The sequence below is a fragment of the Geodermatophilus sp. YIM 151500 genome (genome assembly GCF_025716945.1).
Lineage (GTDB): Bacteria > Actinomycetota > Actinomycetes > Mycobacteriales > Geodermatophilaceae > YIM-151500.
In genome coordinates, this window is record NZ_JAOVZT010000006.1 from 236,276 (window position 1) to 259,405 (window position 23,130).

Here is a 23,130-nt window from a genome sequence, read left to right on the forward strand (position 1 = left end):
CCCCGGGTGCGGCGGAAGGGCTCGACGCTCCCGGGGGACGGCACGTGGCCGCGGTGCGATCCGGAGGATCGCCGTGTTACGGCATGCGCGCGTAGGCGGGCAGCGTGAGGAAGTCGGGGTACTCGTCGGCCAGCGACGTCTCCACGAACAGGTCCCGTGCCTCGTCCCAGCGGCCCTGAGCGAAGGCGTCGCCGCGCGACTTCTCGATTCCCGCCATCTCCTCGGAGACGATCCGCTCGACCAGCTCTCGGGTGACCTGCTGCCCGTCGGCCAGCTTCACGCCGTTGTGCAGCCACTGCCACACCTGCGACCGGGAGATCTCGGCGGTGGCGGCGTCCTCCATGAGGTTGTTGATGCCGACGGCCCCGTTGCCGCGCAGCCAGGCCTCCAAGTACTGGACGCCGACGCTGATGTTGCTGCGCAGCCCGGCCTCGGTGACCTCACCCGGGGTCGACTTCACGTCGAGCAGCATCTCGGCCGTGACGTGCACGTCCTCGCGCTTCTTGTCGATCTGGTTCGGCCGGTCGCCGAGGACGGCGGTGAAGACCTCCTTGCAGAGCTCCACCATGCCCGGGTGGGCCACCCAGGAGCCGTCGAAACCGTCGTTGGCCTCGCGCTCCTTGTCGGCCCGCACCTTGGCGAAGGCCTGCTCGTTGATCTGCGGGTCCTTGGACGGGATGAAGGCGGCCATGCCGCCGATCGCGTGCGCGCCCCGCTTGTGGCAGGTGCGGACCAGCAGCTCGGTGTAGGCCCGCATGAACGGCACCGTCATCGTCACCGAGTTGCGGTCGGGCAGCAGGAAGTCGTCGCCGCGCGTCCGGAAGGTCTTGATGACGCTGAACATGTAGTCCCAGCGGCCGGCGTTCAGGCCCGCCGAGTGGTTCCGGAGCTCGTAGAGGATCTCCTCCATCTCGAACGCCGCCGGGTATGTCTCGATCAGCACGGTCGCCCGGATGGTGCCCTGCGGGATGCCGAGGTGGTCCTGCGCCAGGACGAACGCGTCGTTCCAGAGCCGCGCCTCGAGGTGGCTCTCCATCTTCGGCAGGTAGAAGTACGGGCCCTTGCCCTTGCCGAGCTGCTTCTGCGCGCAGTTGACCATGTAGAGGCCGAAGTCGACCAGGCTGCCCGAGCACTCCTCGCCGTCCACGGTGATGTGCTTCTCCGGCAGGTGCCAGCCGCGGGGGCGGACGACGATCGTCGTCAGCTCCTCGTCGGGGCGCAGCTCGTACTTCCTGCCGTCGGGATTGGTGAAGGTGAGGGTGCGGTCCAGCGCGTCCTTGAGGTTGAGCTGGCCGTTGACCACGTTCTCCCACGCCGGGGTGTTGGCGTCCTCGAGGTCGGCCAGCCACACCTTGGCCCCGGAGTTGAGCGCGTTGATGGTCATCTTGCGCTCGGTGGGGCCGGTCATCTCGACCCGGCGGTCCTCCAGACCGGGGGCCGGCGGAGCGACCTGCCACGAGTCGTCCTCGCGGATCGAGCGGGTCTCCTCGAGGAAGTCCAGCGTGCCCCCGTCGGCCAGCGCGCGCAGCCGCTCCTGCCGTCGGGTCAGCAGCTCCCTCCGGCGGGCGCCGAGCTCGCGGTGCAGCGTGGCGACCAGCTCGAGCGCCTCCGGGGTCAGCACCTCGTCCGCGCGGTCGACCGCTGCGCCGGTGACCTCGACGCCGTCCACACCCGTAGCCATGACTCTCCTCGCACAAAGATCTGCGCGGCCGTCGCCGCCGCACTGGTGGTCTACCGCACACCCGGCCGGCTCGCGCGTCGAGCAGCGAAGGCGCCGCCGGACGCTGACTTTCCGGATGATGGAAGGTAGTGTTCGCTCTACGGCAAGAACCTAGTCCGGCGCCCGAGACGGGTCAAACCCGCGGGATCGGGCCTGCGGTGACGCGGAGAGAGGAGCGGCGGCCATGCGTGCAGGCGCCGACGGCGTGCAGTCCCTGGAGCGGGCCTTCCTTCTCCTGGAGCTCATGGCCGAGGACGGCGGGGAGGTCGCGCTGTCGCGATTGGCCGCCGACAGCGGCCTCCCGCTGTCCACCATCCACCGGCTGGTGCGCACGCTGGTGGCCCGCGGCTACGTGCGGCAGCTGCCCTCGCGCCGGTACGTGCTGGGTCCCCGGCTGATCCACCTCGGCGAGAGCAGCTCGCGCACCCTGGGCACCTGGGCCCGCCCGCACCTGGTCTCGCTGGTCGACACCACGGGGGAGACGGCGAACCTGGCCATGCTCGACGGCGACCGCGTGGTCTACGTCGCGCAGGTGCCCTCGCGGCACTCGATGCGCATGTTCACCGAGGTCGGTCGCCGGGTCCACCTGCACTGCACCGGCGTGGGCAAGGCGCTGCTCTCCCAGGTGCCGCCGGGCACGGCCCGGGAGCTCGTGGTGCGCGGGGGCATGCCGCGACGCACACCGCGCACGATCACCGACCCCGACGAGCTGCTCGCCGAGCTCGGGGTGATCGCCGACCGGGGGTACGCGCTCGACGACGGCGAGCAGGAGACCGGCGTCCGCTGCATCGCGGTCCCGGTGCCCGGCGGGCCGGCGCAGACGGCCCTGTCGGTGTCCGGGCCCGAGAGCCGTCTCCCGCTGGAGAGCGTGCCGGAGATCGCCGCCGTCCTGCAGGCCACCGCGGCGGACCTCGCCGCCGAGCTGCACGACGACCGCGGCGGGGTGCTCAGCGGCCGGTCCAGCTGACCTTCTCCCGGGCGACGAAGGCCCGGACGCCGGCCCGGAAGTCCTCGCTGCCGAAGACCTCGCGGACCAGATCGTCGCCATCTGGCAGCGCGGCCCGGCGCAGCCGGGCCACCGCCTGCCCGGCCGCCTTCATGCTCAGCGGCGCGTGCGAGAGCAGGACGTCGACCAGCGCCCCGAGCGCCTCGTCGAGCCCGCCGTCGTCGACCACCTCGCTCACGAAGCCGGCGCCGTGCGCGTCCTCGGCGGTGAGCAGCCGGGCCCGCAGCAGCATGTCGAGCGTCCGGGCGGGGCCCAGGTGGTGCACCAGCAGCGAGTAGGTGTTCATCGACAGGCAGTTGCCGAGCGTCCGGGCGATGGGCACCCCGAACCGCGACGCGCGCGTGGCGATCCGCAGGTGGCAGGCCGCGGCGATCGCCAACCCGCCGCCGACGCAGGCGCCCTCGACAGCGGCGACGGTCGGCACGGTGACGTCCTCCAGCCGGTCGACCACGCGCTGGATGCGGGCCTCGTAGGTGATGCCGTCGTCCCCGGAGGTGAAGCCCTGGAACTGGGCGATGTCGGTGCCGGCGACGAACGCCCGCCCACCCGCCCCGCGGAGCACCAGCACCCGCACCGAGTCGTCGGCGTCGGCCTGCTCGCAGGCCTCGAACAACCCCTCGTACATGGCGAACGTCATCGCGTTGCGCTGCTCGGGCCGGTCGAACACGACGGTCAGCACCGCACCGTCCTGCGTGACCGCCAGGTCGTCGGTCACGCGCCCTCCCCGGGGGCCACGGGCGCCGGCTCCGGCAGCCGCACGGGGCCGGCCACGGCGTCCACGACGTCGTCGGGCACGCCGGCCCGGGTCAGCACCGCCCGGGTGTCGCCACCCAGCGGTGGCCCGGCATGGCTGCGGACGGCGGGGGTGGCGGAGAACCGCATGGGCGAGCCGATCTGCCGCTGCGGCGGCAGCGACGGGTGCGGGGCGTCCCAGAAGAAGTCGCGGACGCCCAGGTGCTCGTCGGTGAACACCTGGCCGTAATCGTTGATCGGCGCGCAGGGCACGCCGGCCTCGCCGAGCGCGGCGAGCAGGTCGGCGGTGCTTCGCGCGCTCGTGCGCGACTCGACGATGCCCTGCAGCTCCTCGCGGCGGGCGTGCCGCCTGGTCGCGTCGGAGTACCGCTCGTCGTCGAGCTCGGCCGCCATGCCGAGCGTGCGGCACAGGCCGGCCCAGGTGTTGGGCGTGTTGGCGCCGAGGGTGATCCACCCGTCGGCGGTGCGGAAGGCCTGGTAGGGCGCCTGGCTCTGGTGCGCCGAGCCGAGCGGTCCGCCGACCTCGCCGGTCGCGAAGTACTTGCCGGCCTCCCAGACCGCCAGGCTCACGCCGGCCTCGAACAGCGAGACGTCGATCGACTGACCGGCGCCGGTGCGGTCGCGCTCGCGCAGCGCCGCGGTGACCGCCAGGGCCAGGTACAGGCCGCACACCAGGTCGCACACCGGGACCCCGACCTTCGCCGGCTCGCCGCCGGGCGGGCCGGTGATGCTCATCAGCCCGCTGCGGGCCTGGGCCATGATGTCCAGCCCAGCCAGCGGGGCGAGCGGGCCGTCCTGCCCCCAGCCCGACCCGGAGGCGTAGACCAGCCGCGGGTTGACCGCCCGCACGTCGTCGGGGCCCAGGCCGAGCCGCCGCATGGCGCCGGGCCGCAGGTTCTCGACCAGCACGTCGGCGCCCTCGACGAGGGCCAGGAAGGCGCGCCGTCCGGCATCGGACTTGAGGTCGAGCGCGACGGACTCCTTGTTCCGGTTCAACCGCAGGTAGGGGGAGCTCTCGCCGTCCACGAAGGGTCCGCTGGCGCGGACCGGGTCGCCGGCGCGCGGGTCCTCGATCTTGACCACCTCGGCGCCGAGGTCGGCTAGCTGCATGGCCGCGTACGGCGCTGCCATGAAGACGCCGACCTCGAGCACCCGCACCCCGGTCAGCGGAGGCCGCGCGCCGGCCCCGTTCGTCGCATCGGTCCCAGTCACGTGTCCTGTCCTCCTGCCAGTGCCGGTCGGGCAGATCCTGCCCCGGACGCGACTGCGCCCCGGAGGCGGGGAGCCTCCGGGGCGCAGTCGGTCAACGGGGTCCGGTCAGAGCCAGCCGGGCACCACCAGGATCAGCCAGGTGACCAGCGGGATGGCCGCGACCATCGAGAAGCCCCAGACCATCAGGTTGCGGAAGGTCCGGTCGCGCTCGGCCTCGGTGGCGTTGGCGACCACCAGGGCGCCACTGGTCGAGAACGGGCTGGAGTCCACGATGGAGGACGACAGCGCCAGTGCGGTGATCAGGCCGATCGCACCCACCGCGTCGTCCCCCTGGAGGAACGGCACGGCCAGCGGGATGAGCGCACCCAGGATGCCGGTGGTGGAGGCGAAGGCGGAGACGACGCCGCCGATGTAGCAAATGAGCAGCGCGGCCACGAGCGGCAGGCCGAGCGAGGCCACGTTGTCACCGAGCCACTCCGGCACGCCCTGGTCCTGCATCAGGCCGACGTAGGTGACGATGCCGCAGATCAGGAGCACGGTCGGCCAGGCGATCTGGCCGACGGCCCCCTTGGCGCCGCGCGGGGCGACGATCGACAGGAGCACGCCGACGGAGACGGCCAGCAGGCCGATGTCGAGGTCGAAGACCAGGGCGCCGACCACGAGCAGCACCAGGCCGCCCAGGGTGAGGCTGCGGTCGCGGTCCAGGGTGGTGACCGCACCGTCCTGCGGCTCCTCCTTCAGCGCGACCGTCTGCACGGCCTTGGTCTCGGCGCGCTCGTCGTCCTCGTCGTGCACGTGCGCGTAGCCGTGCTCGCCGGTGTGGTGGCCGTGGCCGTGTCCGTGGCCTTCGCGGCCGTCGGCCGGCTCGGTCACCCGGCCGCCGGGGACCGCAGCACCGCCGGTGCCGGTGCTGCCGACGGCAGTCCGGCGGGCCGGACCGCCCGGGATGTCCGCGCCGGTGTCCTCGGTCGCGTCACCGGCAACCGTCGCCGCGACGAAGTCGTCGTCGGCCGGGGAGGTGGTGTCGACCCGGTTGCCGCCCAGCAGCTTGCGGCCGCCGAAGAGGAAGAAGACCAGGACCGACAGGGCGATGTTGATGACGATCGAGGCGAACCAGAGGAACAGCGGGCTGCCGGGCAGGTCGTTGTCGGCGACGACGCCGTTGGTGATGGCCCCGAAGACCGACAGCGGCGAGAAGCCGCCGGCGGTCGCGCCGTTGATGATGAACAGACCCATCAGCACCGGGTTGATCTGGTAGCGCCGGGCGAAGGACATGCCGACCGGGGCGATGATGGCGACCACGGCGGGCACGACGCCGCCGATGGCGGTCAGCGCGCCGGTGACGGCGAACATCGCCCACGGGATGGCGGCCAGGCGCCCGCCGGAGGCCTGGACGGCGAGGTGCACCAGGTAGTCGACCGTGCCGTTGTTCTTCGCGATGGCGAAGAGGTAGGTCACGCCGACCAGGACGACGAACAGGGACCCGGGGAAGAACCCGAAGACCGCGTCGTCGTACGGGAGCTCCTCGTCGAGGCCGTAGATGAAGTAGCCGGCTACGAAGGCGGCGACCAGCGCGAGGGCCCCCATGTGCACCGGCAGCACCGTGGCGACCAGGAAGACCACCAGGAGTATCAGGATCAGGACGAGCTGTACGGACACGTTGTTCCCCGAGTCGGATGGACGGGATGGGTACCGCGACGGAACTGTCTTCCGGCATGCGGAACGAGCTTCTCGCTGACCGGGGATTAGATCCGTTGGACCCTCTGGTGTCAAGGATCACAACCTGGTATCGGGCCGCCGTTGGTCCTCCGCCTGGCGGTAGGTATCTTCCGCAGAGCGGACGGAGCACGGCAGCTCGACGCGCTGACGAGAGGCGAGGCAATGCCACTGGCGGGTAGCAGCACAGGTGGACGTCACTTCCTGCAGATTCCGGGGCCGACGAACGTCCCCGACCGGGTGCTGCGCGCGATGGACTTCCCGACGATCGACCACCGTGGCCCGGAGTTCGCCGCGTTGGGCAAGGAGGTCCTCGAGGCCGTCAAGGCGCCGTTCGCGACGACCGGCCCGGTGATCATCTACCCGGCGTCCGGCACCGGCGCGTGGGAGGCGGCGCTCACCAACACGCTGTCGCCCGGCGACAAGGTGCTGTGCTTCGAGACCGGCCACTTCGCCACGCTGTGGCAGGAGATGGCCGGCAAGCTGGGCCTGGTCGTCGACTTCGTGCCCGGCGACTGGCGGCACGGCGTCCCGCCGGAGGTCGTCGAGGAGAAGCTGACCGCCGACACCGGCCACGAGATCAAGGCCGTCATGGCCGTGCACAACGAGACCTCGACCGGCGTGGCCAGCCGCATCGGCGAGATCCGTGACGCCATCGACCGCGCCGGCCACCCGGCGCTGTACCTGGTCGACACCATCTCCTCGCTCGGCAGCATCGACTACCGGCACGACGACTGGAAGGTCGACGTCACGATCTCCGGGTCGCAGAAGGGGCTCATGCTCCCGCCGGGGCTGTCGTTCAACGCGCTCAGCGAGAAGGCCATCGAGGCCTCCCGGACGGCGAAGCTGCCCCGCTCCTACTGGGACTGGCAGCCGATCCTGGCGGCCAACGCCAACGGCTTCTGGCCCTACACGCCCGGCACCAACCTGCTGTACGGCCTGCGCGAGGCACTGAAGATGCTGCACGAGGAGGGCCTGCAGAACGTCTACGCGCGGCACGCGCGGCACGCCGAGGCCACCCGCGCCGCCGTCCGGGGCTGGGGCCTGGAGGTGCTCGCCCTCGACGAGCGCGAGTACTCCGGCTCGCTCACCGCGGTGCTGGTGCCCGAGGAGCACGATGCCGACGCGATCCGCAAGCTCGTCCTCGAGAACTACGACATGTCGCTCGGCTCGGGCCTGGGCAAGCTGGCCGGCAAAATCTTCCGGATCGGCCACCTCGGCCACTTCAACGACCTGACGTTGGCCGGCACGCTCGCCGGCGTCCAGATGGGCCTCGTCCGCAGCGGCGTGAAGATCGACACCGACGGCCTGCAGGCCGCGCTGGAGGTCCTGCAGTCGTGACCGCGGCACCACCCCGGCCGACGGCGGCCGGCGCCTCCTCCGATCTCGCCGCGGAGCTGACCCGCGCGCTGGACGGCGAGGTCGCCTTCGACGACTACAGCAGGCACCTGTTCAGCCAGGACGCGAGCATGTACGCGATGACGCCGGTCGGGGTGGTCTACCCGCGGCACGCCGGCGACGTGATCGCGACCGTGCGCCTGGGAGGGGAGGCCGAGCTGCCGGTCCTCGCCCGCGGTGCGGGCACGAGCCTGGTGGGACAGACGATCACGCCGGGCATCGTCATGGACCTGTCCCGGCACATGTACGGGATCACCGAGCTCGATCCCGAGGCGCGCACCGCCCGCGTCGAGCCGGGTGTGGTGCAGGACGACCTCAACCGGGCCGCGGCGAAGCACGGCCTGATGTTCGGCCCGGACACCTCGACGTCGAACCGCGCCACGATCGGCGGGATGATCGGCAACAACTCGGCCGGCAGCGGCTCGCTGCGGTTCGGGATGACGATCGACCACGTCCTCGAGCAGGACCTGGTGCTCGCCGACGCCTCCACCACCCGCTGGGGCGTGCTCGACGAGGCCGAGATGCTGCGCCGCGCCCAGGGCGACTCGCTGGAGGCGCGCATCCTGCGCGGCCTGCCCGGCATCCTGCGCGACAACGCCGAGGCCGTCGCCACGGGCTTCCCGGAGTACTGGCGGCGGGCCGGCGGCTACCGGCTCGACCGGCTGGCCGGGGCGCCGCCCTACGACCTGGCCAAGTTCCTGGTCGGCTCCGAGGGCACGCTCGCCGTCGCCACGTCGGCCCTGGTCGGGCTGGTGCCCAAGCCGGCCAAGCAGGTCTTCGCCGTCGGCCACTTCCGATCGGTCGTCGAGGCCACCGCGGCCACCGAGGACGCGCTGTCCATGGACCCGGCCGGCGTCGAGATGATCGACAAGACCATCCTCGACCTGTCCCGGCGGAAGATCGAGTACGCCGGCCTCGGCCGGATCCTCGAGGGCGATCCCGCGGCGCTGGTGTTCGTCTCGTTCACCGGCGACGACGAGGCGGCCCTGGTCGACTCGGTCGACCGGCTCGCCGCGTTGTGGGAGAAGAACGGGCACGGGTACGCCACGATCCGCGCGATCACGCCGGTGCAGCAGGCCGACCTGCTCAAGGTGCGCAAGTCGGCGCTCGGCCTGCTCATGGCCGCCTCCGAGGGCGTCCGGCGGCCGCTGGCCTTCGTCGAGGACACGGCGGTCCCGCCGCAGCACCTGGCGGAGTACACGGCGCGGTTCCGCGACGTGCTCGACCGGCACGGGTTGGAGGCCGGCTTCTACGGTCACTGCTCGGTGGGCTGCCTGCACATCCGCCCGTTCGTCGACCTGTCCCGGCCCGGCCAGGTCGAGACGATGCGGGCCGTCGCCGAGGAGATCAAGGACCTCGTCAAGGAGTACGGCGGCGCCAACTCCAGCGAGCACGGCGACGGCCTGGCCCGCAGCGAGTTCAACCGCGAGCTCTTCGGCGACGAGCTGTACGAGGCGATGCGCCAGGTCAAGCAGCTGTTCGACCCGTCGGGCGTGCTGAACCCGGGCAAGATCGTCGACTCGCCGAAGATGACCGAGCACCTGCGCGACGCGAACCCGCCGCAGCCCGGGCCGCTGCGCACCCGGCTGACGTTCGACGTCGTCGGCGGCATGTTCGGTGCCGCCGACCGGTGCATGAACATCGGCCTCTGCCGGAAGTCGACCACCGGCACGATGTGCCCGTCCTACATCGCCACGCGCATGGAGGAGCACTCCACCCGCGGCCGGGCCGGCGCGCTGGTCAAGGCGCTGTCGGAAGGGAACCCGCACGCCGCGCTCTCCGACGAGCGGCTGCACGAGGCGCTCGACCTGTGCCTGTCGTGCAAGGCGTGCAAGGCCGAGTGCCCGCTCGGGGTCGACATGGCCGCGCTGAAGGCGGAGGCGCTGGCGGCCAAGTACGACACGACCGGCGTCCCGCTGCGCAGCCGGGTCTTCGGGTCGATCCGCACGCTCAACAAGCTCGGCTCGGCGACCGCGCCGCTGTCGAACGTCCCGGGCCGGATCCGGCCGCTGCGGGCGCTCATGGAGAAGCGGCTCGGCGTCGCCCGGCAGCGACCGCTGCCCCGCTTCGAGCGCGACAACCTGCCCCGCTGGTTCCGCCGGCGTCGCAGCGCGGTCGTCCCCACCGAGGGGCGGGTCACCGTGCTGGCCGACTCGTTCACCAGCTACAGCGAGCCGGGCATCGGCAAGGCCGTCGTGCAGCTGCTCGAGCGGGCCGGGTACGACGTCCGGCTGGAGAGCAAGGGCTGCTGCGGGCGGCCCAGCATCTCCAAGGGCCTGTTGGACGACGCGAGGAGGAAGGCCAAGGGGCTGGCCGACTCGCTGTGCGCGAGCGGGGCCGTCGCCGGGCCCATCGTCGGCTGCGAGCCGTCCTGCATCCTCACGCTGCGCGCCGAGCACGTGCAGCTGCTGCCCGACGACCCGAACGTGCGCGCCGTCGCCGAGCGGGTCAGGCTGCCCGAGGAGCTGCTGGTCGAGGCCATCGACGCCGGTCGTCTGCGGCTGCGCGAGGACAGCCGGCTGGCCGGCCGCACGATCGTCTTCCACGGTCACTGCCACCAGAAGGCCGAGGCCGGAACGGCGGCCACCGTGGCGCTGCTGAAGCGCATCCCCGGGGCCACGGTGCAGGAGCTCGACGCCGGCTGCTGCGGCATGGCCGGGTCGTTCGGGTACGAGGCGGAGCACTACGACATCTCGCTGCGGGTGGGGGAGGACCGGCTGTTCCCGGCCGTGCGCGCGGCGGCGCCGGACGCCGTGATCGCGGCGACCGGGACCTCCTGCCGGGAGCAGATCCACCACGGCACGCGGCGCGAGGCCCAGCACCCGGTGGAGCTGGTGCTGCAGGCACTGGCCGACTGATCCGGGCGGGCCCCGCGCACCCCCTAGGCTCCGGGCTCCGGATGCGGACGGGTGCGCGGGCCCGCCGTCGCCGGGCGGACGGGAGGAGCGCGGTGGCGCAGCGGCTGCTCGTGGTGGTGAATGCCGCGGCCGGGACGGCGGACGACGACGCCGTCGCAGCGGCGCTCGCCGCGTTGCGCGCGGAGGCGGACGTCGAGGTGGTCGCCACCGGGTCGCCGGAGGAGCTCGACGACCTGTTCGCCGTGGACGACGACCGTCGCGTGGTGGTCGTCGGCGGCGACGGGTCGCTGCACGCGGTCGCCCGCGCGCTCTCGCGGGCGGGCCGACTGCGGCCGGACGACCCGGTCGGCCTGATCGGCCGCGGCACCGGGAACGACCTGGCCCGGGCGGTCGGCCTGCCGCTCGAGCCGGTGGCCGCGGCGCGCGCGGTGCTCGCCGGGGTGCCCCGCCCGCTCGACCTGCTCCGCGACGAGGAGGGCGGCGTGGTCGTCAACGCGGTGCACGCGGGAGTCGGTGCCTCGGCCGGGCGGCGGGCGCACGGGCTCAAGGACGCGATCGGGCCCGCCGCCTACCCCGTCGGCGCGGCGATCGCCGGGCTCACCGACGCGGGCTGGGAACTCGACGTGCGGGTCGACGGCGTGCCCGTCGTCCCACCCGGGACCGAGGGTCCGGCGCGGCTGCTCATGGTCGGCATCTGCAACGGGCCGACGATCGGCGGTGGGACGCCGCTCGCGCCGGGCGCCGTCCCCGACGACGGGCTGGCCGACGTGGTGGTCTGCGCGGCCACCGGCCCGGGTGCGCGGGTGGCCTTCGGCGCGGCCCTGCGAGCCGGCACGCACGTCGAGCGCGACGACGTCCGGCTGGTGCGCGGCCGGGAGATCACGGTGAGCGGGGAGCCGGTGGAGCTCGACGCCGACGGGGAGGTGCGCGAGGGCCGCGGCTCGCACGCCTGGCGGGTCGAGCACCACGCCTGGTCGCTGCTCGTGCCGAGCGGAGTGGATCCGTCCGCGTGACGCCGACGGATCCACTCCGCTCTGTCACGTGAGCGCGGCGTCCAGGGTGATCGTCTCGACCGCGGCCAGCGCCTTGCTGATCGGGCAGCCGACCTTGGCGGCCTCGGCGGCCTTGCGGAAGCCGTCCTCGTCGAGCCCGTCGACCCGGCCGCGGACGGTCAGCGCGATCCCGGTGACCTTGAACCCGCCGCGCTCCTTGTCCGGGCCCAGGCTGACGTCGGCGCTGACGTCGAGCGACTGCGGGGTGCCGCCGGCCTCCGCGACGTTGGCCGACAGCTGCATGGCGAAGCAGGAGGAGTGGGCGGCGGCGACCAGCTCCTCCGGGCTGGTGGTGCCCCCGGCGTCGTCTGCTGCCCGCTTGGGGAAGGACACCTCGTAGGTGCCGACGCCCGAGCTGGCGAGCTCGACCCGGCCGGAGCCCTCCTGCAAGCTGCCGGTCCAGGCGGTGCGTGCGGTGCGTGTGGGCATGGTCCCTCCCAGGTCCTCGGTCCGGTCTCGACGGTCCACCCGGCCCTGGGGGCCGACCGGACTCCGCGAGCGACTACCCGGTCCGGTTGCGCCCAACCGACCCGATCGACCGGCTCCCCGGGCGGCCGGTCCCCGGCCGATCCGCCCGGTCGGGCCGTCAGTGGACGACGGGGGCGCTGACCCGCTCGGTCAGATGGCGCAGCCGCTGCTGCAGATCGCGGAACTCGTCGCGGTCGAGGTCGAGGGTGCCGATCATCTCCTCGTTGATCCGCAGCGCCCGCTCCTGCAGCGCCCGGCCGGCGTCGGTCAGGGCGATGGACACCGACCGCTCGTCCTCCACCCGGCGGTGGCGCGTGACCAGCCCGGCCGCCGTGAGCCGCTTGAGCAGCGGCGAGAGCGTGCCGCTGTCGAGGGCGAGCCGGGAGCCGAGCTGGCCGACGGTCTGCTGGTCGCGCTCCCAGAGCAGCATCATGACCAGGTACTGCGGATAGGTGAGCCCGATCTCCTCCAGCATCGGCCGGTAACGCGCCGTCATCGCGCGCGACGCGGCGTAGAGCGCGAAGCAGAGCTGGTCGTCGAGTGCCACGCTCGGCGACGGGAGAGCAGTCATCCCGCAAGTCTAGGGCCAACCCGATCGTGCGCTATGCAGTGATCTGCGTCCCTTCGCCACCGCGAACGGCGTCCCGGGCGGGCCCTCCGGCAAGGTTGAGCGGAACAGGCTCAACTCCTCCGTCGTTGGACATCGCGACGCACCCACCCGGTGGCGGTGGTTCCGCCGCCGGCCCGTCTGCACGAGAGGACGACGCTCCAGGCCATGCAGAGCAAGCTCACCACCCGTTCGCAGGAGGCCTTCGCCGCGGCCCAGCGACTGGCCGTCGAGCGCGGTCAGGCCGCGCTGGAACCCCTGCACCTGCTCGTCGCGTTGCTCGGGCAGTCCGACGGGATCGCCGGCCCGCTGCTGACCGCGGTGGGCGCCGACCCGGCGGACGTCCGCTCCAAGGCCGAGGCCGCGCTGCGCCGGATGCCCAGCGTCAGCGGGGCGACGGTGCCGGCCCCCTCGCCCTCCCGCGAGCTCCTGCGGGTGATCAACGCCGCCGGCGAGCAGGCGAGCGCCCTGGGCGACGAGTACGTCTCGACCGAGCACCTGCTGGTCGGGCTGGCCGGCTCGGACGGCGAGGCGGGCGCCGTGCTGACCAGCGCGGGCGCCACCCGCGACGCGCTGCTGGCCGCCTTCCGCACCGTCCGCGGCAACCGCAGGGTCACCACGCCCGACCCCGAGGGCACGTTCCAGGCGCTCGAGAAGTACGCCGTCGACCTCACCGCCCGTGCCCGCGAGGGCAGGATCGACCCGGTCATCGGCCGCGACACCGAGATCCGCCGCGTCGTGCAGGTGCTGTCCCGGCGGACGAAGAACAACCCGGTGCTCATCGGCGAGCCCGGCGTCGGCAAGACCGCCATCGTCGAGGGCCTGGCCCAGCGCATCGTCGCCGGCGACGTCCCGGAGAGCCTCAAGGGGAAGCGCCTCATGGCGCTGGACCTGGCCAGCATGGTCGCCGGCGCCAAGTACCGCGGGGAGTTCGAGGAGCGGCTCAAGGCCGTCCTGCAGGAGATCACCGACGCCGAGGGCGAGATCGTCACCTTCATCGACGAACTGCACACGATCGTCGGTGCCGGCGCCTCCGGCGAGGGCGCCATGGACGCCGGCAACATGATCAAGCCGATGCTGGCCCGCGGTGAGCTGCGCATGGTCGGCGCCACCACGCTCGACGAGTACCGCGAGCACATCGAGAAGGACGCCGCCCTCGAGCGGCGGTTCCAGCAGGTGTTCGTGGGCGAGCCGAGCGTCGAGGACACCATCGGCATCCTCCGGGGCCTCAAGGAGCGCTACGAGGTCCACCACGGCGTGCGGATCACCGACTCCGCGATCGTCGCCGCCGCCACCCTGTCCGACCGCTACGTCACCGCCCGCTTCCTGCCGGACAAGGCGATCGACCTGGTCGACGAGGCGGCCAGCCGGCTGCGCATGGAGATCGACAGCCGGCCGGTCGAGATCGACGAGGTCGAGCGCGCCGTCCGTCGCATGGAGATCGAGGAGATGGCGCTGGCCAAGGAGGACGACCCGTCGTCCCTCGAGCGCCTGGCGTCGCTGCGCGCCGACCTCGCCGACCGCCGGCAGGAGCTGGCCGAGCTGACCGCCCGCTGGCAGCAGGACAAGGGTGCCATCGAGCGGATCCAGCGGATCAAGGAGGAGCTGGAGCGGCTGCGCCAGGAGGCCGAGCGGGCCGAGCGGGACGGCGAGCTGGCCCGCGTCGCCGAGCTGCGCTACGGGCGGCTGCCGGAGCTCGAGCGCTCCCTGGCCGAGGCCGAGGCGTCGGTGCAGACCGGTGAGTCCATGCTCAAGGAGGAGGTCGGCGCCGACGACATCGCGGAGGTCGTGCAGGCCTGGACCGGCATTCCCGCCGGCCGGCTGCTCGAGGGGGAGACCGCCAAGTTGCTGCGGATGGAGGCGGAACTCGGCCGGCGCGTGGTCGGCCAGCCCGACGCGGTGCGGGCCGTCTCCGACGCCGTCCGCCGGGCCCGCTCCGGCGTCGCCGACCCGAACCGGCCCACCGGCTCGTTCCTGTTCCTGGGCCCGACCGGTGTCGGCAAGACCGAGCTGGCCAAGGCGCTGGCGGAGTTCCTGTTCGACGACGAGCGGGCGATGGTCCGCATCGACATGAGCGAGTACTCCGAGAAGCACTCGGTGGCCCGGCTGGTCGGCGCACCCCCCGGCTACGTGGGCTACGAGGCCGGCGGCCAGCTGACCGAGGCGGTCCGGCGGCGGCCGTACACCGTGGTCCTGTTCGACGAGGTGGAGAAGGCCCACCAGGACGTCTTCGACGTGCTGCTGCAGGTGCTGGACGACGGTCGGCTCACCGACGGCCAGGGCCGGACGGTGGACTTCCGCAACACGATCCTGATCCTGACCTCGAACCTCGGCTCGCTGCTGATCGCCGACCAGTCGGTCTCCGAGGAGCGGCGCCGCGACGCGGTCATGGAGGTCGTCCGGACCCACTTCAAGCCGGAGTTCCTCAACCGGCTGGACGACGTCGTCGTGTTCCGCGCGCTGGGCACCGAGGAGCTCACCGGGATCGTCGACATCCAGGTCGGCGTGCTCGCCCGCCGGCTGGCCGCCCGGCGGTTGACCCTGCAGGTCACCGACGCCGCCAAGGAGTGGTTGGCGATCAACGGGTTCGACCCGGTGTACGGCGCCCGACCGCTGCGCCGCCTGGTGCAGTCGGCGATCGGCGACCAGCTGGCCAGGGCCCTGCTCGCCGGTGACATCCGCGACGGGGACGAGGTCGTCGTCGACTGGCCGGCCGACGTCGCCGAGGGCGATGCGGGGCTGTCGGTCCTCCGCGGCTAACCGGGGAACCCGTCCTCCGGATCCGCCCGCCCGGCGGGCGGATCCGGAGAGCTCCGGTGACGGCCGGGACGTCATTCCTCCGGGTGGAGCCGCGCCGACACGCCTCCGACGTGGTGGCCCGGGCCCGGGGGACCCGCGATGATCGACACGACGGACGACGAGTGGAGGCCGGTATGACCTCAGGGCAGGGCGGGGACCGCGAGAACGGGACGCCGCAGGGCGGGGAGCAGCCGGGTCCCGGCACGTCCGGCCGGCCCGGGCAGCACCCCCCGCCGGGCCAGTACCCACCGCCGGGCCAGTACCCGCCGCCGGGCCAGCAGCCGGGTCAGTACCCGCCGCCCGGACAGCAGCCCGGTCACGGCCAGCCGGGTGCCCAGCCCGGCGCCGGCCAGCAGCCCGGCTACGGCCAGCCACCGGCCCAGTACCCCGGTTACGGCCAGCCGGGTGCCCAGCCCGGCTACGGCGAGCCGCAGCCGGGGCAGTACCCGGCGTACGGGCAGCAGGGCGGGTACGGCTACGCGCCGGCCCCGTCGTCCCCGCAGGGGTTCGGGGCGCCGGCGCCGGTGGAACGCCCCGTGACGGTCCGCGTCGGCATCGGGGCCTTCGTCGCCAGCCTCGTCCTCGGCCTCGTCGCCTCGTTCGTGACGTTCTCGGACATCGACGCGCTCGTGGCGCAGACGGTGGCCGGGTCCGGTGACCAGCTGACCGAGGAGCTGGCCCAGGGTGCCGTCCTCTTCGGGGCCGTGCTCGGGCTGGTCCTCGTGGCGCTCAACGCGCTGTTCCTGTGGTTCGCGTGGCAGGGCCGCAACTGGGCGCGCATCGTGCTCGTCGTCCTGGGTGGCCTCAGCGTCCTCTTCGGGTTGGGCGGACTGGGCGCCGGAACCGGCGCCAGCGGTTTCGTCAGCGCGGTCGGCGTCTTCCAGCTGCTGCTGACCGCGGTCGGCGTCGTCGCGCTGCTGCTCAAGCCCAGCAACGACTGGTACCGCTACGAGAAGTGGCGGCGCGCCAGCGGCGTCCCCCGCTGACCCGGCGGGCGGTCATCCGCCGCGCAGCGGCGGCACCCACTGCCCCGTCGTCCGTGCCAGCAGGCTGGTGACCGCGCCCACCGAGAGCACTAGCACCAGCAGCGAGAGCGCCGTCGCGCCTCCGGCGGTCGCCATCGACACGACCGTGAGCAGGGCCAGCCCGACAGCGCCCGCCACGCCGGCCCAGCGTGCCCACGGCCGGCGGCGGGGGAGCCCGACCGCAGCCGCGGCCGCCGCCAAGCCGATCACCACGTAGGGCAGCTGCGTTCCGACGACGAGCCGCTCGGCTTCCTCCCGCGTCACGTCCGGCTGCACCTCGGCGATCCGGTCGGCGATGGCCTCCCGGCCGAACCAGCTCAGCCCCGCGTTCACCAGGAGCAGCACGGCCAGCAGCGCCAGCAGCACCACCGCCACGCGGACCGACGCCGGCATCGGCGCGGCCACGCCGCCGCCGCCGCCGTCGTCGCCGGGCGCCGGGGGAGGGGCGGTCACGTCCACCACCCTCGCACGGGCTTCCGCCCGGACCGCGACGCGTCGCCGCTCCTGGCTGGTCGGCGCCCGGACGGGTGACGGGACGGACAGGCGGGGCACCCGTGAATCCGCGGCGGTCGTCGGTGCCGAATCCTGGGTGTGACGACGACGGGACACCGCCCGGTGGCGGACGGCGCCGGGGCGCGGGCGGAGCGGCGCGGGCGCCGGCGGCTGGCCGCCCTGGCCGGCCTGGCTGCCGCCGCGGTGGCTCTCGGTGTGGCCGAACTGGTGGCCGGGCTGACCGGTCCGTGGACCTCGCCGGTGGTCGCGGTCGGCGACGCGGTCATCACGCTGACCCCCGAGCCGGTCAAGCAGTTCGCCATCGACACCTTCGGCGAGGCCGACAAGGTGGCCCTCGTCGTCGGCACGCTGGTCGTCGTCGCGCTGTACGCGCTGGCGGTCGGGGTGCTGTCCCTGCGCGACCGCCGGCTCGGTACGGTGGGAATCGCGCTCTTCGGCCTGGTCGGGGTGGTTGCCGCGATCACCCGCCCGGCCGGGGGTCTCCTCGACGCGCTGCCGTCCCTGGTGGGTGCGGTGGCCGGAGGCCTCGCGCTGCCGGCGCTGCTCGCCCCGCTGACCGCGCCGTCGTCGGGCGGTCCGCACCCGCGCTCGACGGGGGAGGCGTCGCCGGGGCACCCGTCCCCGGCCGGGGAGTCGAGCGAGGCGTCGTCCGCGGACGCCCGCGTCGTGGACCGGCTGCGCGAGGTGCTGGCCGGCGGCGACCGGAAGGGTGCCGGGCTCGACCGTCGCCGCTTCGTCGTCGGCAGCGGCGTGGCCCTCGGCGTCGCGGCAGTGACCGGGGGTGGTGGGCGCCTGCTGCAGCGCCGCTTCGACGTCGCCGACGCCCGGGCCGGCCTCCGCCTGCCCGCACCTTCGGACGCTGCCGCTCCGCTCCCGCCCGGCGCCGACCTCGCGCCGGAGGTCGACGGCCTGACGCCGCTGTTCACGTCGAATCGCGACTTCTACCGGGTCGACACGGCCATCACGGTGCCCCGCATCGACCCCGCCGGCTACCGGCTCGCGCTCACCGGCATGTTCGACGCCCCGCGCAGCTACACGCTGGCCGACCTGCTGGAACGGGACGACCTGGTCGAGCGCGACATCACGCTCACCTGCGTGTCGAACGAGGTGGGCGGCGGCCTGGCCGGCACCGCCCGCTGGCTCGGCGTCCCGCTGGGCGCCGTCCTCCGCGAGAACGGCGTCCGGGACGGCAGCACCCAGCTGCTCTGCCGCTCCTCCGACGGCATGACCATCGGCGCCCCGACGCGCTCCGCGCTCGAGGTGCCCGACGCGATGCTCGCCGTCGGGATGAACGGCGAGCCGCTCCCGATCGAGCACGGCTTCCCCGTCCGGATGCTCATCCCGGGGCTGTACGGCTACGTCTCCGCCTGCAAGTGGCTGGTCGGCATCGAGGCCACCACCTACGAGGCCGTCGACGCCTATTGGACCCGCCGCGGCTGGGCCGCCCGGCAGGAGATCCGCGTCGCCTCGCGTATCGACGTCCCGCTGCGCCCCTTCCCGGCCGGACGCCGGCCGATCGCCGGGGTCGCCTGGGCGCAGACCCGCGGCATCACCGCCGTGGAGGTCCGGGTCGACGAGGGGGAGTGGCGGGAGGCCCAGCTCTCCCCGCAGGTCGACGCCGATCTGTGGCGCCAGTGGGTGCTGCCCTACGACTTCGCGCCCGGGCGGCACCAGATCACCGTGCGGGCCACCAGCGCGGAGGGCGAGCTGCAGACGCAGGAGCGCCGGCCCCCGTTTCCGTCCGGCTCGACCGGATGGCACACGATCCAGGTGGTCACAACTTGATGACGCACGGTTTGCCCGGCACCCGGATCGGACAGATCCCCTCGAGTTCGTCGCGGTCGCCCGGCCGACGACGTCCTCGGTCCGCGCCCGCGGACCGAGGTGACCGGCACGGCCGCCCGGCCGCCCGACCCGACAGGAGCTCCTCCGTGATCCTGCCCCGCCTCACTCGCGGCGCCGTCGTCGCCGCAGCTTCGATGCTCGCGCTGACCCTCTCCGCCTGCGGTTCCTCCGAGGAGCCCGCCGCCGACGCGGGCGCCGGCACGACCGAGGCCGCCCCCACGACCGAGGCCACCGAGTCGGCCGCGCCGACGACCGAGCCGACCTCGGACGAGCCCTTCGGCGAAGGCTGCGCCGCCGTGCCCACCGATGCCACGAACGAGGGCAGCTTCCAGGGCATGACCGACGATCCGGTCGCCACCGCGGCGAGCAACAACCCGGTGCTGTCGACCCTGGTCGAGGCGGTGTCGGCCGCGAACCTCGTCGACACCCTCAACGGCCAGGAGGGCATCACCGTGCTGGCCCCGGCCAACCCGGCCTTCGAGGCGGTCCCGCCGGACGCGCTCAACGCGCTGCTCGCCGATCAGGCGCAGCTGACCGCGGTGCTCACCCATCACGTCATCGGCGAACGGCTCACGCCCGAGCAGCTGGCCGGAGAGCAGACCACGCTCAACGGCGACACCGTGACCATCGAGGGCTCCGGCGAGGACTTCACCGTCGCCAGCACGGTGACCGGTCAGCCGGCCACCGTCATCTGCGGCAACGTGCAGACAGCCAACGCCACCGTCTACATCCTCGACCAGGTGCTGGCCCCGCCGGCCGCCTGATCGGCTTGCGATTCGGTCACGCCCGGTTTCCCGGGTGGCCGCACCGAGCAGGGGAGCACCGTCCCACGTCCGCGGTCGTCCGGCCCGCATCCGCGGGCCGGGCCGGCCCGGGCACCCCGGGACGGAAGGAGCCGGACCCGTGACCCCCTCCCGTGCCGCGCGCGCCGCGCTCGTCCCCCTCGGCCTGACCCTCGCACTGGCCCTCGCCGGTTGCGGGGGAGAGACCGAGCCGGGCGCCGCGCCCGACCCGACCGTCGAGGCTCCGCCGACCAGCGAGGCGGAGGAGCCCACCGACGCACCCGCCACCGGTGAGCCGGAGCCCGGCGTGCCCTTCGGCGAGGGGTGCGCCGGACTCCCCACCGGCGGCCCGGACAGCCTGTCCTCGCTGGTCGAGCAGCCGGTCAGCGGAGCGCTCGCCGACTACCCCGAGCTGACCGCCCTGCACCAGGCCCTCCAGGCGACCGGCCTGGGCGACACGCTCGACGCGCAACAGGCGGTGACCGTGCTCGCGCCGTCCGACGGCGCCTTCGCCGGGATCCCGCCGGAGCAGCTGCAGACGCTGCTCGCCGACCCGGCCGGGCTCGGCGCCGTCCTCGGCTTCCACGTGCTTCAGGGGCGGCTCGGCCCGGACGAGCTGGCCGGCGAGCAACCCACCCTCGGCGGCGCGACCCTCGTCGTCGAGGGCTCCGGGGAGGAGTTCAGCATCCCCGCCGAGTACACCCTCGGCGGGCGGGCGCCGGCCACCGTCGTCTGCGGGGGCATCCAGGCGGCCAACGCGACGATCCACGTGATCGACCAGGTCCTGCAGCCGCCCGCCGGCTGACCCGACCCGGCTCCTAGGGTCGGCGCATGACGGCTGCCGCTGCCCTGCCCGACCGCGACCGGCTCCGCGAGCTGATCGTCGACCTCGCCGTGGTGCGCGGCCGGGTGACGCTGTCGTCCGGCCGGGAGGCCGACTGGTACATCGACATGCGCCGGCTGACCCTCCACCACGAGGGGGCGCCGCTGGTGGGCCGGGTGATGCGGCAGCTGACCGGCGACCTGCGGTACGACGTCGTCGGCGGTCTGACGCTCGGCGCCGACCCGGTGGCCGCGGCGATGCTGCACGCGGCGGCCGCAGGGGAGGGCTTCCTCGACGCGTGCATCGTCCGCAAGGAGGGGAAGGCGCACGGCCTGCAGCGCCGGATCGAGGGCCCCGACGTCGCCGGCCGCTCGGTGCTGGTGGTGGAGGACGTCTCCACCACCGGCGGCAGCCCGCTGACCGCGGCGCAGGCATTGCAGGAGGCGGGCGCGGAGGTCATCGGGGTGGCCGTCGTCGTCGACCGCGGCGGCCGGGACGCCGTCGAGCGGGCCGGTCTCGAGTACCGCGCGGCCTTCGACCTCGTCGACCTGGGCCTCGTCTGACTGCGCGCGGCGTTACGAGGGTGGGGGTGCCGGGCCGGAAAGTGCGCACCTGGCACTCCACGGGCCGGGCGCGGGCGCGATACTGGCGCCCGACATCCCGACCGACGCCGACGTCCCCGACCGACGCACGACCGCGACGACAGGAGTGCCCCGGATGCCCATCGCGACCCCCGAGGTCTACGCCGACATGATCAACCGGGCCAAGGAGGGCGGTTTCGCCTACCCGGCGATCAACTGCACGTCGTCCGAGACGGTCAACGCGGCGCTGCGCGGCTTCGCCGACGCCGGCAGCGACGGCATCATCCAGTTCTCGACCGGCGGGGCCGAGTTCGCGTCCGGCACGAGGGTCAAGGACATGGTGACCGGCGCGGTCGCCCTCGCCGAGTTCGCGCACGTGGTCGCGGAGAAGTACCCGGTCAACATCGCGCTGCACACCGACCACTGCCAGAAGGAGAAGCTCGACTCCTACGTCCGCCCGCTGATCGCGCTCTCGAAGGACCGCGTCGACGCCGGGCAGGAGCCGCTGTTCCAGTCGCACATGTGGGACGGGTCGGCCATCGACCTCGACGAGAACCTCTCGATCGCCGAGGAGCTGGTCGAGAAGGCCGCCGCGGCCAAGATCGTGCTCGAGCTCGAGATCGGCGTCGTCGGCGGGGAGGAGGACGGCGTCGTCGCCGAGATCAACGAGAAGCTCTACACCGCGGACGGCGACTTCCTGAAGACGGCGCAGGCGCTGGGCCTCGGCGAGAAGGGCGTGTACCTGCTGGCCGCCACGTTCGGCAACGTGCACGGCGTCTACAAGCCGGGCAACGTCAAGCTGCGCCCCGACGTGCTGGAGCGCGGGCAGGCCGTCGTGGCCAAGGAGTTCGGCCTCGGCGACGGCGCCAAGCCGTTCAACCTGGTGTTCCACGGCGGGTCGGGCTCGCTGCTCGAGGAGATCCGCGAGGCGCTGTCCTACGGCGTCGTGAAGATGAACGTCGACACCGACACCCAGTACGCCTTCACCCGACCGATCGTCGGGCACATGTTCTCCAACTACGACGGCGTGCTGAAGATCGACGGCGAGGTCGGCAACAAGAAGGCCTACGACCCGCGCAGCTACATGAAGGCCGCGGAGACGGGCATGGCGGAGCGCGTCGTCCGCGCCTGCGAAGACCTGCTCTCGGCCGGCCAGTCGCAGAGCGGCTGAGGCGTGTCGCGCCCCAACCTGCTGGGTGAGCCGCCGCCGACGTTGCTGCCGGGCGACCCGGTCGCCGATGCCGCGCTCGCCGAGGGCACCCCGGCCGCCGAGGTCGCCGCCCACCACCCGACGGTGAGCGCGGCCTGGGCGGCGCTCGCCGAGGAGGCGCTGGGCCGGGCCGAGCGCCGGCTGCGCGACACCGTCGAGGCCTACGCCTACGCCCGGACCGGCTACCACCGCGGCCTGGACGCGCTGCGCCGCAACGGTTGGCGGGGCCACGGGCCGGTGCCGTGGTCGCACGAGCCCAACCGAGGGTTCCTGCGCTGCGTCACGATGCTCGCGCGGGCGGCGGAGGCGATCGGCGAGACCGACGAGCAGGAGCGCTGCACCCAGCTGTTGCGCGACTGCGACCCGGACCTGGCGCCGTGACACTCTCGCCCTCCGGGCCGCGCTCGTCGGCGACGACCGCGGCGAGGCAGCGGTCGGGTCACGATCACCCGTCGGGGCGACCGTTCGGCCGGTGCGGAGGTTCCGGCGCCGCTACCGTCTGAGCAGGGCGTCCGACCCGGACGTCCAGCTCAGGGCGTCCGACCCGGACGTCCACGGGAGATGGAGGTCAACCGTGGCCACCCTGTTGTGGATCCTCGCCGTCGTACTCGTGATCGCGGGCATCGTGGCGATCGTCCGCAAGCAGTTGCTGTGGGGGATCGTGCTCATCGTCGTCGGGCTGCTCGTCGGCCCCGGTGGGGTCAGCGTCTTCGCTTGACGTCCGCGCACCGCCTCCGGCCCCGTCGCCGCTCCCGCGGTCGA

The 23,130-nt window shown here is 73.5% G+C and carries 20 protein-coding genes; 13 read left to right on the forward strand and 7 right to left on the reverse strand.

Annotated features, from left to right (window positions below):
• Window positions 1-76 precede the first annotated feature (76 nt).
• Complete coding sequence (gene aceB / locus OF117_RS12705) at window positions 77-1,681, reverse strand: malate synthase A (protein WP_263553210.1); 1,605 nt, start codon at window positions 1,679-1,681, stop codon at window positions 77-79.
• Window positions 1,682-1,904: 223 nt separating this feature from the next.
• Between aceB and OF117_RS12710 the strand changes: the two genes are divergently transcribed.
• On the forward strand, window positions 1,905-2,687 hold the full coding sequence (locus tag OF117_RS12710) for an IclR family transcriptional regulator (RefSeq protein ID WP_263553211.1): 783 nt from the start codon (window positions 1,905-1,907) through the stop codon (window positions 2,685-2,687).
• Here the strand turns inward: OF117_RS12710 and OF117_RS12715 are convergent.
• From OF117_RS12715 to OF117_RS12725, 3 genes are all read right to left on the reverse strand, one after another.
• Window positions 2,668-3,441 carry an enoyl-CoA hydratase/isomerase family protein gene (locus OF117_RS12715; protein ID WP_263553212.1) on the reverse strand — a complete coding sequence of 258 codons (774 nt, stop codon included), beginning with the start codon at window positions 3,439-3,441 and terminating at the stop codon, window positions 2,668-2,670. The genes OF117_RS12710 and OF117_RS12715 overlap by 20 nt on opposite strands.
• Window positions 3,438-4,691 (reverse strand): CaiB/BaiF CoA transferase family protein, encoded by a 1,254-nt coding sequence (locus OF117_RS12720; protein WP_263553213.1) that lies wholly within the window; start codon window positions 4,689-4,691, stop codon window positions 3,438-3,440. The genes OF117_RS12715 and OF117_RS12720 overlap by 4 nt, the downstream gene beginning before the upstream one ends.
• A gap of 105 nt (window positions 4,692-4,796) precedes the next feature.
• Window positions 4,797-6,350 carry an SLC13 family permease gene (locus OF117_RS12725; protein ID WP_263553214.1) on the reverse strand — a complete coding sequence of 518 codons (1,554 nt, stop codon included), beginning with the start codon at window positions 6,348-6,350 and terminating at the stop codon, window positions 4,797-4,799.
• A gap of 222 nt (window positions 6,351-6,572) precedes the next feature.
• Here OF117_RS12725 and OF117_RS12730 point away from each other — a divergent pair, with 222 nt between their 5' ends.
• From OF117_RS12730 to OF117_RS12740, 3 genes are all read left to right on the forward strand, one after another.
• Window positions 6,573-7,748, forward strand: coding sequence for a pyridoxal-phosphate-dependent aminotransferase family protein (locus OF117_RS12730; RefSeq protein WP_263553215.1), 1,176 nt, complete (start codon window positions 6,573-6,575; stop codon window positions 7,746-7,748).
• Window positions 7,745-10,663, forward strand: a complete 2,919-nt coding sequence (locus tag OF117_RS12735) for an FAD-binding and (Fe-S)-binding domain-containing protein (RefSeq protein ID WP_263553216.1) — start codon at window positions 7,745-7,747, stop codon at window positions 10,661-10,663. Before OF117_RS12730 ends, OF117_RS12735 begins: the two co-directional genes overlap by 4 nt.
• Before the next feature lie 92 nt (window positions 10,664-10,755).
• Entirely contained in the window at window positions 10,756-11,676 is a 921-nt protein-coding gene (locus tag OF117_RS12740; RefSeq protein ID WP_263553217.1) for a diacylglycerol/lipid kinase family protein, read from the forward strand.
• Between the two features lie 24 nt (window positions 11,677-11,700).
• On the opposite strand, the gene OF117_RS12745 is transcribed toward OF117_RS12740, so the two are convergent.
• A complete protein-coding gene (locus tag OF117_RS12745; RefSeq protein ID WP_263553218.1) occupies window positions 11,701-12,144 on the reverse strand; it encodes an OsmC family protein in 444 nt (147 codons plus the stop codon).
• Between the two features lie 157 nt (window positions 12,145-12,301).
• Window positions 12,302-12,754: a MarR family winged helix-turn-helix transcriptional regulator gene (locus OF117_RS12750; RefSeq protein ID WP_263553219.1), complete on the reverse strand. Its 453-nt coding sequence runs from the start codon at window positions 12,752-12,754 to the stop codon at window positions 12,302-12,304.
• Window positions 12,755-12,958: 204 nt separating this feature from the next.
• Between OF117_RS12750 and clpB the strand changes: the two genes are divergently transcribed.
• Together clpB and OF117_RS12760 are read left to right on the forward strand one after the other, a co-directional pair.
• A complete protein-coding gene (gene clpB / locus OF117_RS12755; RefSeq protein WP_263553220.1) occupies window positions 12,959-15,550 on the forward strand; it encodes an ATP-dependent chaperone ClpB in 2,592 nt (863 codons plus the stop codon).
• Window positions 15,551-15,723: 173 nt separating this feature from the next.
• Window positions 15,724-16,575: a hypothetical protein gene (locus OF117_RS12760; RefSeq protein WP_263553221.1), complete on the forward strand. Its 852-nt coding sequence runs from the start codon at window positions 15,724-15,726 to the stop codon at window positions 16,573-16,575.
• 12 nt (window positions 16,576-16,587) lie between these two features.
• Here OF117_RS12760 and OF117_RS12765 read toward each other — a convergent pair whose 3' ends face one another.
• Entirely contained in the window at window positions 16,588-17,067 is a 480-nt protein-coding gene (locus tag OF117_RS12765; protein ID WP_263553222.1) for a hypothetical protein, read from the reverse strand.
• 138 nt (window positions 17,068-17,205) lie between these two features.
• On the opposite strand from OF117_RS12765, the gene OF117_RS12770 reads away from it, so the two are divergent.
• The 7 genes from OF117_RS12770 (at window position 17,206) to OF117_RS12800 (ending at window position 23,086) form a co-directional block, all read left to right on the forward strand.
• Complete coding sequence (locus OF117_RS12770; RefSeq protein WP_263553223.1) at window positions 17,206-18,912, forward strand: molybdopterin-dependent oxidoreductase; 1,707 nt, start codon at window positions 17,206-17,208, stop codon at window positions 18,910-18,912.
• A gap of 146 nt (window positions 18,913-19,058) precedes the next feature.
• Window positions 19,059-19,736: a fasciclin domain-containing protein gene (locus OF117_RS12775; RefSeq protein ID WP_263553224.1), complete on the forward strand. Its 678-nt coding sequence runs from the start codon at window positions 19,059-19,061 to the stop codon at window positions 19,734-19,736.
• Between the two features lie 139 nt (window positions 19,737-19,875).
• On the forward strand, window positions 19,876-20,559 hold the full coding sequence (locus tag OF117_RS12780; RefSeq protein WP_263553225.1) for a fasciclin domain-containing protein: 684 nt from the start codon (window positions 19,876-19,878) through the stop codon (window positions 20,557-20,559).
• A gap of 26 nt (window positions 20,560-20,585) precedes the next feature.
• On the forward strand, window positions 20,586-21,140 hold the full coding sequence (gene pyrE, locus OF117_RS12785) for an orotate phosphoribosyltransferase (protein WP_263553226.1): 555 nt from the start codon (window positions 20,586-20,588) through the stop codon (window positions 21,138-21,140).
• 154 nt (window positions 21,141-21,294) lie between these two features.
• A complete protein-coding gene (fbaA, locus tag OF117_RS12790; RefSeq protein WP_263553227.1) occupies window positions 21,295-22,329 on the forward strand; it encodes a class II fructose-bisphosphate aldolase in 1,035 nt (344 codons plus the stop codon).
• 3 nt (window positions 22,330-22,332) lie between these two features.
• Entirely contained in the window at window positions 22,333-22,749 is a 417-nt protein-coding gene (locus OF117_RS12795; protein ID WP_263553228.1) for a DUF3151 domain-containing protein, read from the forward strand.
• A gap of 193 nt (window positions 22,750-22,942) precedes the next feature.
• Complete coding sequence (locus tag OF117_RS12800; protein WP_263553229.1) at window positions 22,943-23,086, forward strand: GPGG-motif small membrane protein; 144 nt, start codon at window positions 22,943-22,945, stop codon at window positions 23,084-23,086.
• Window positions 23,087-23,130: the final 44 nt, after the last annotated feature.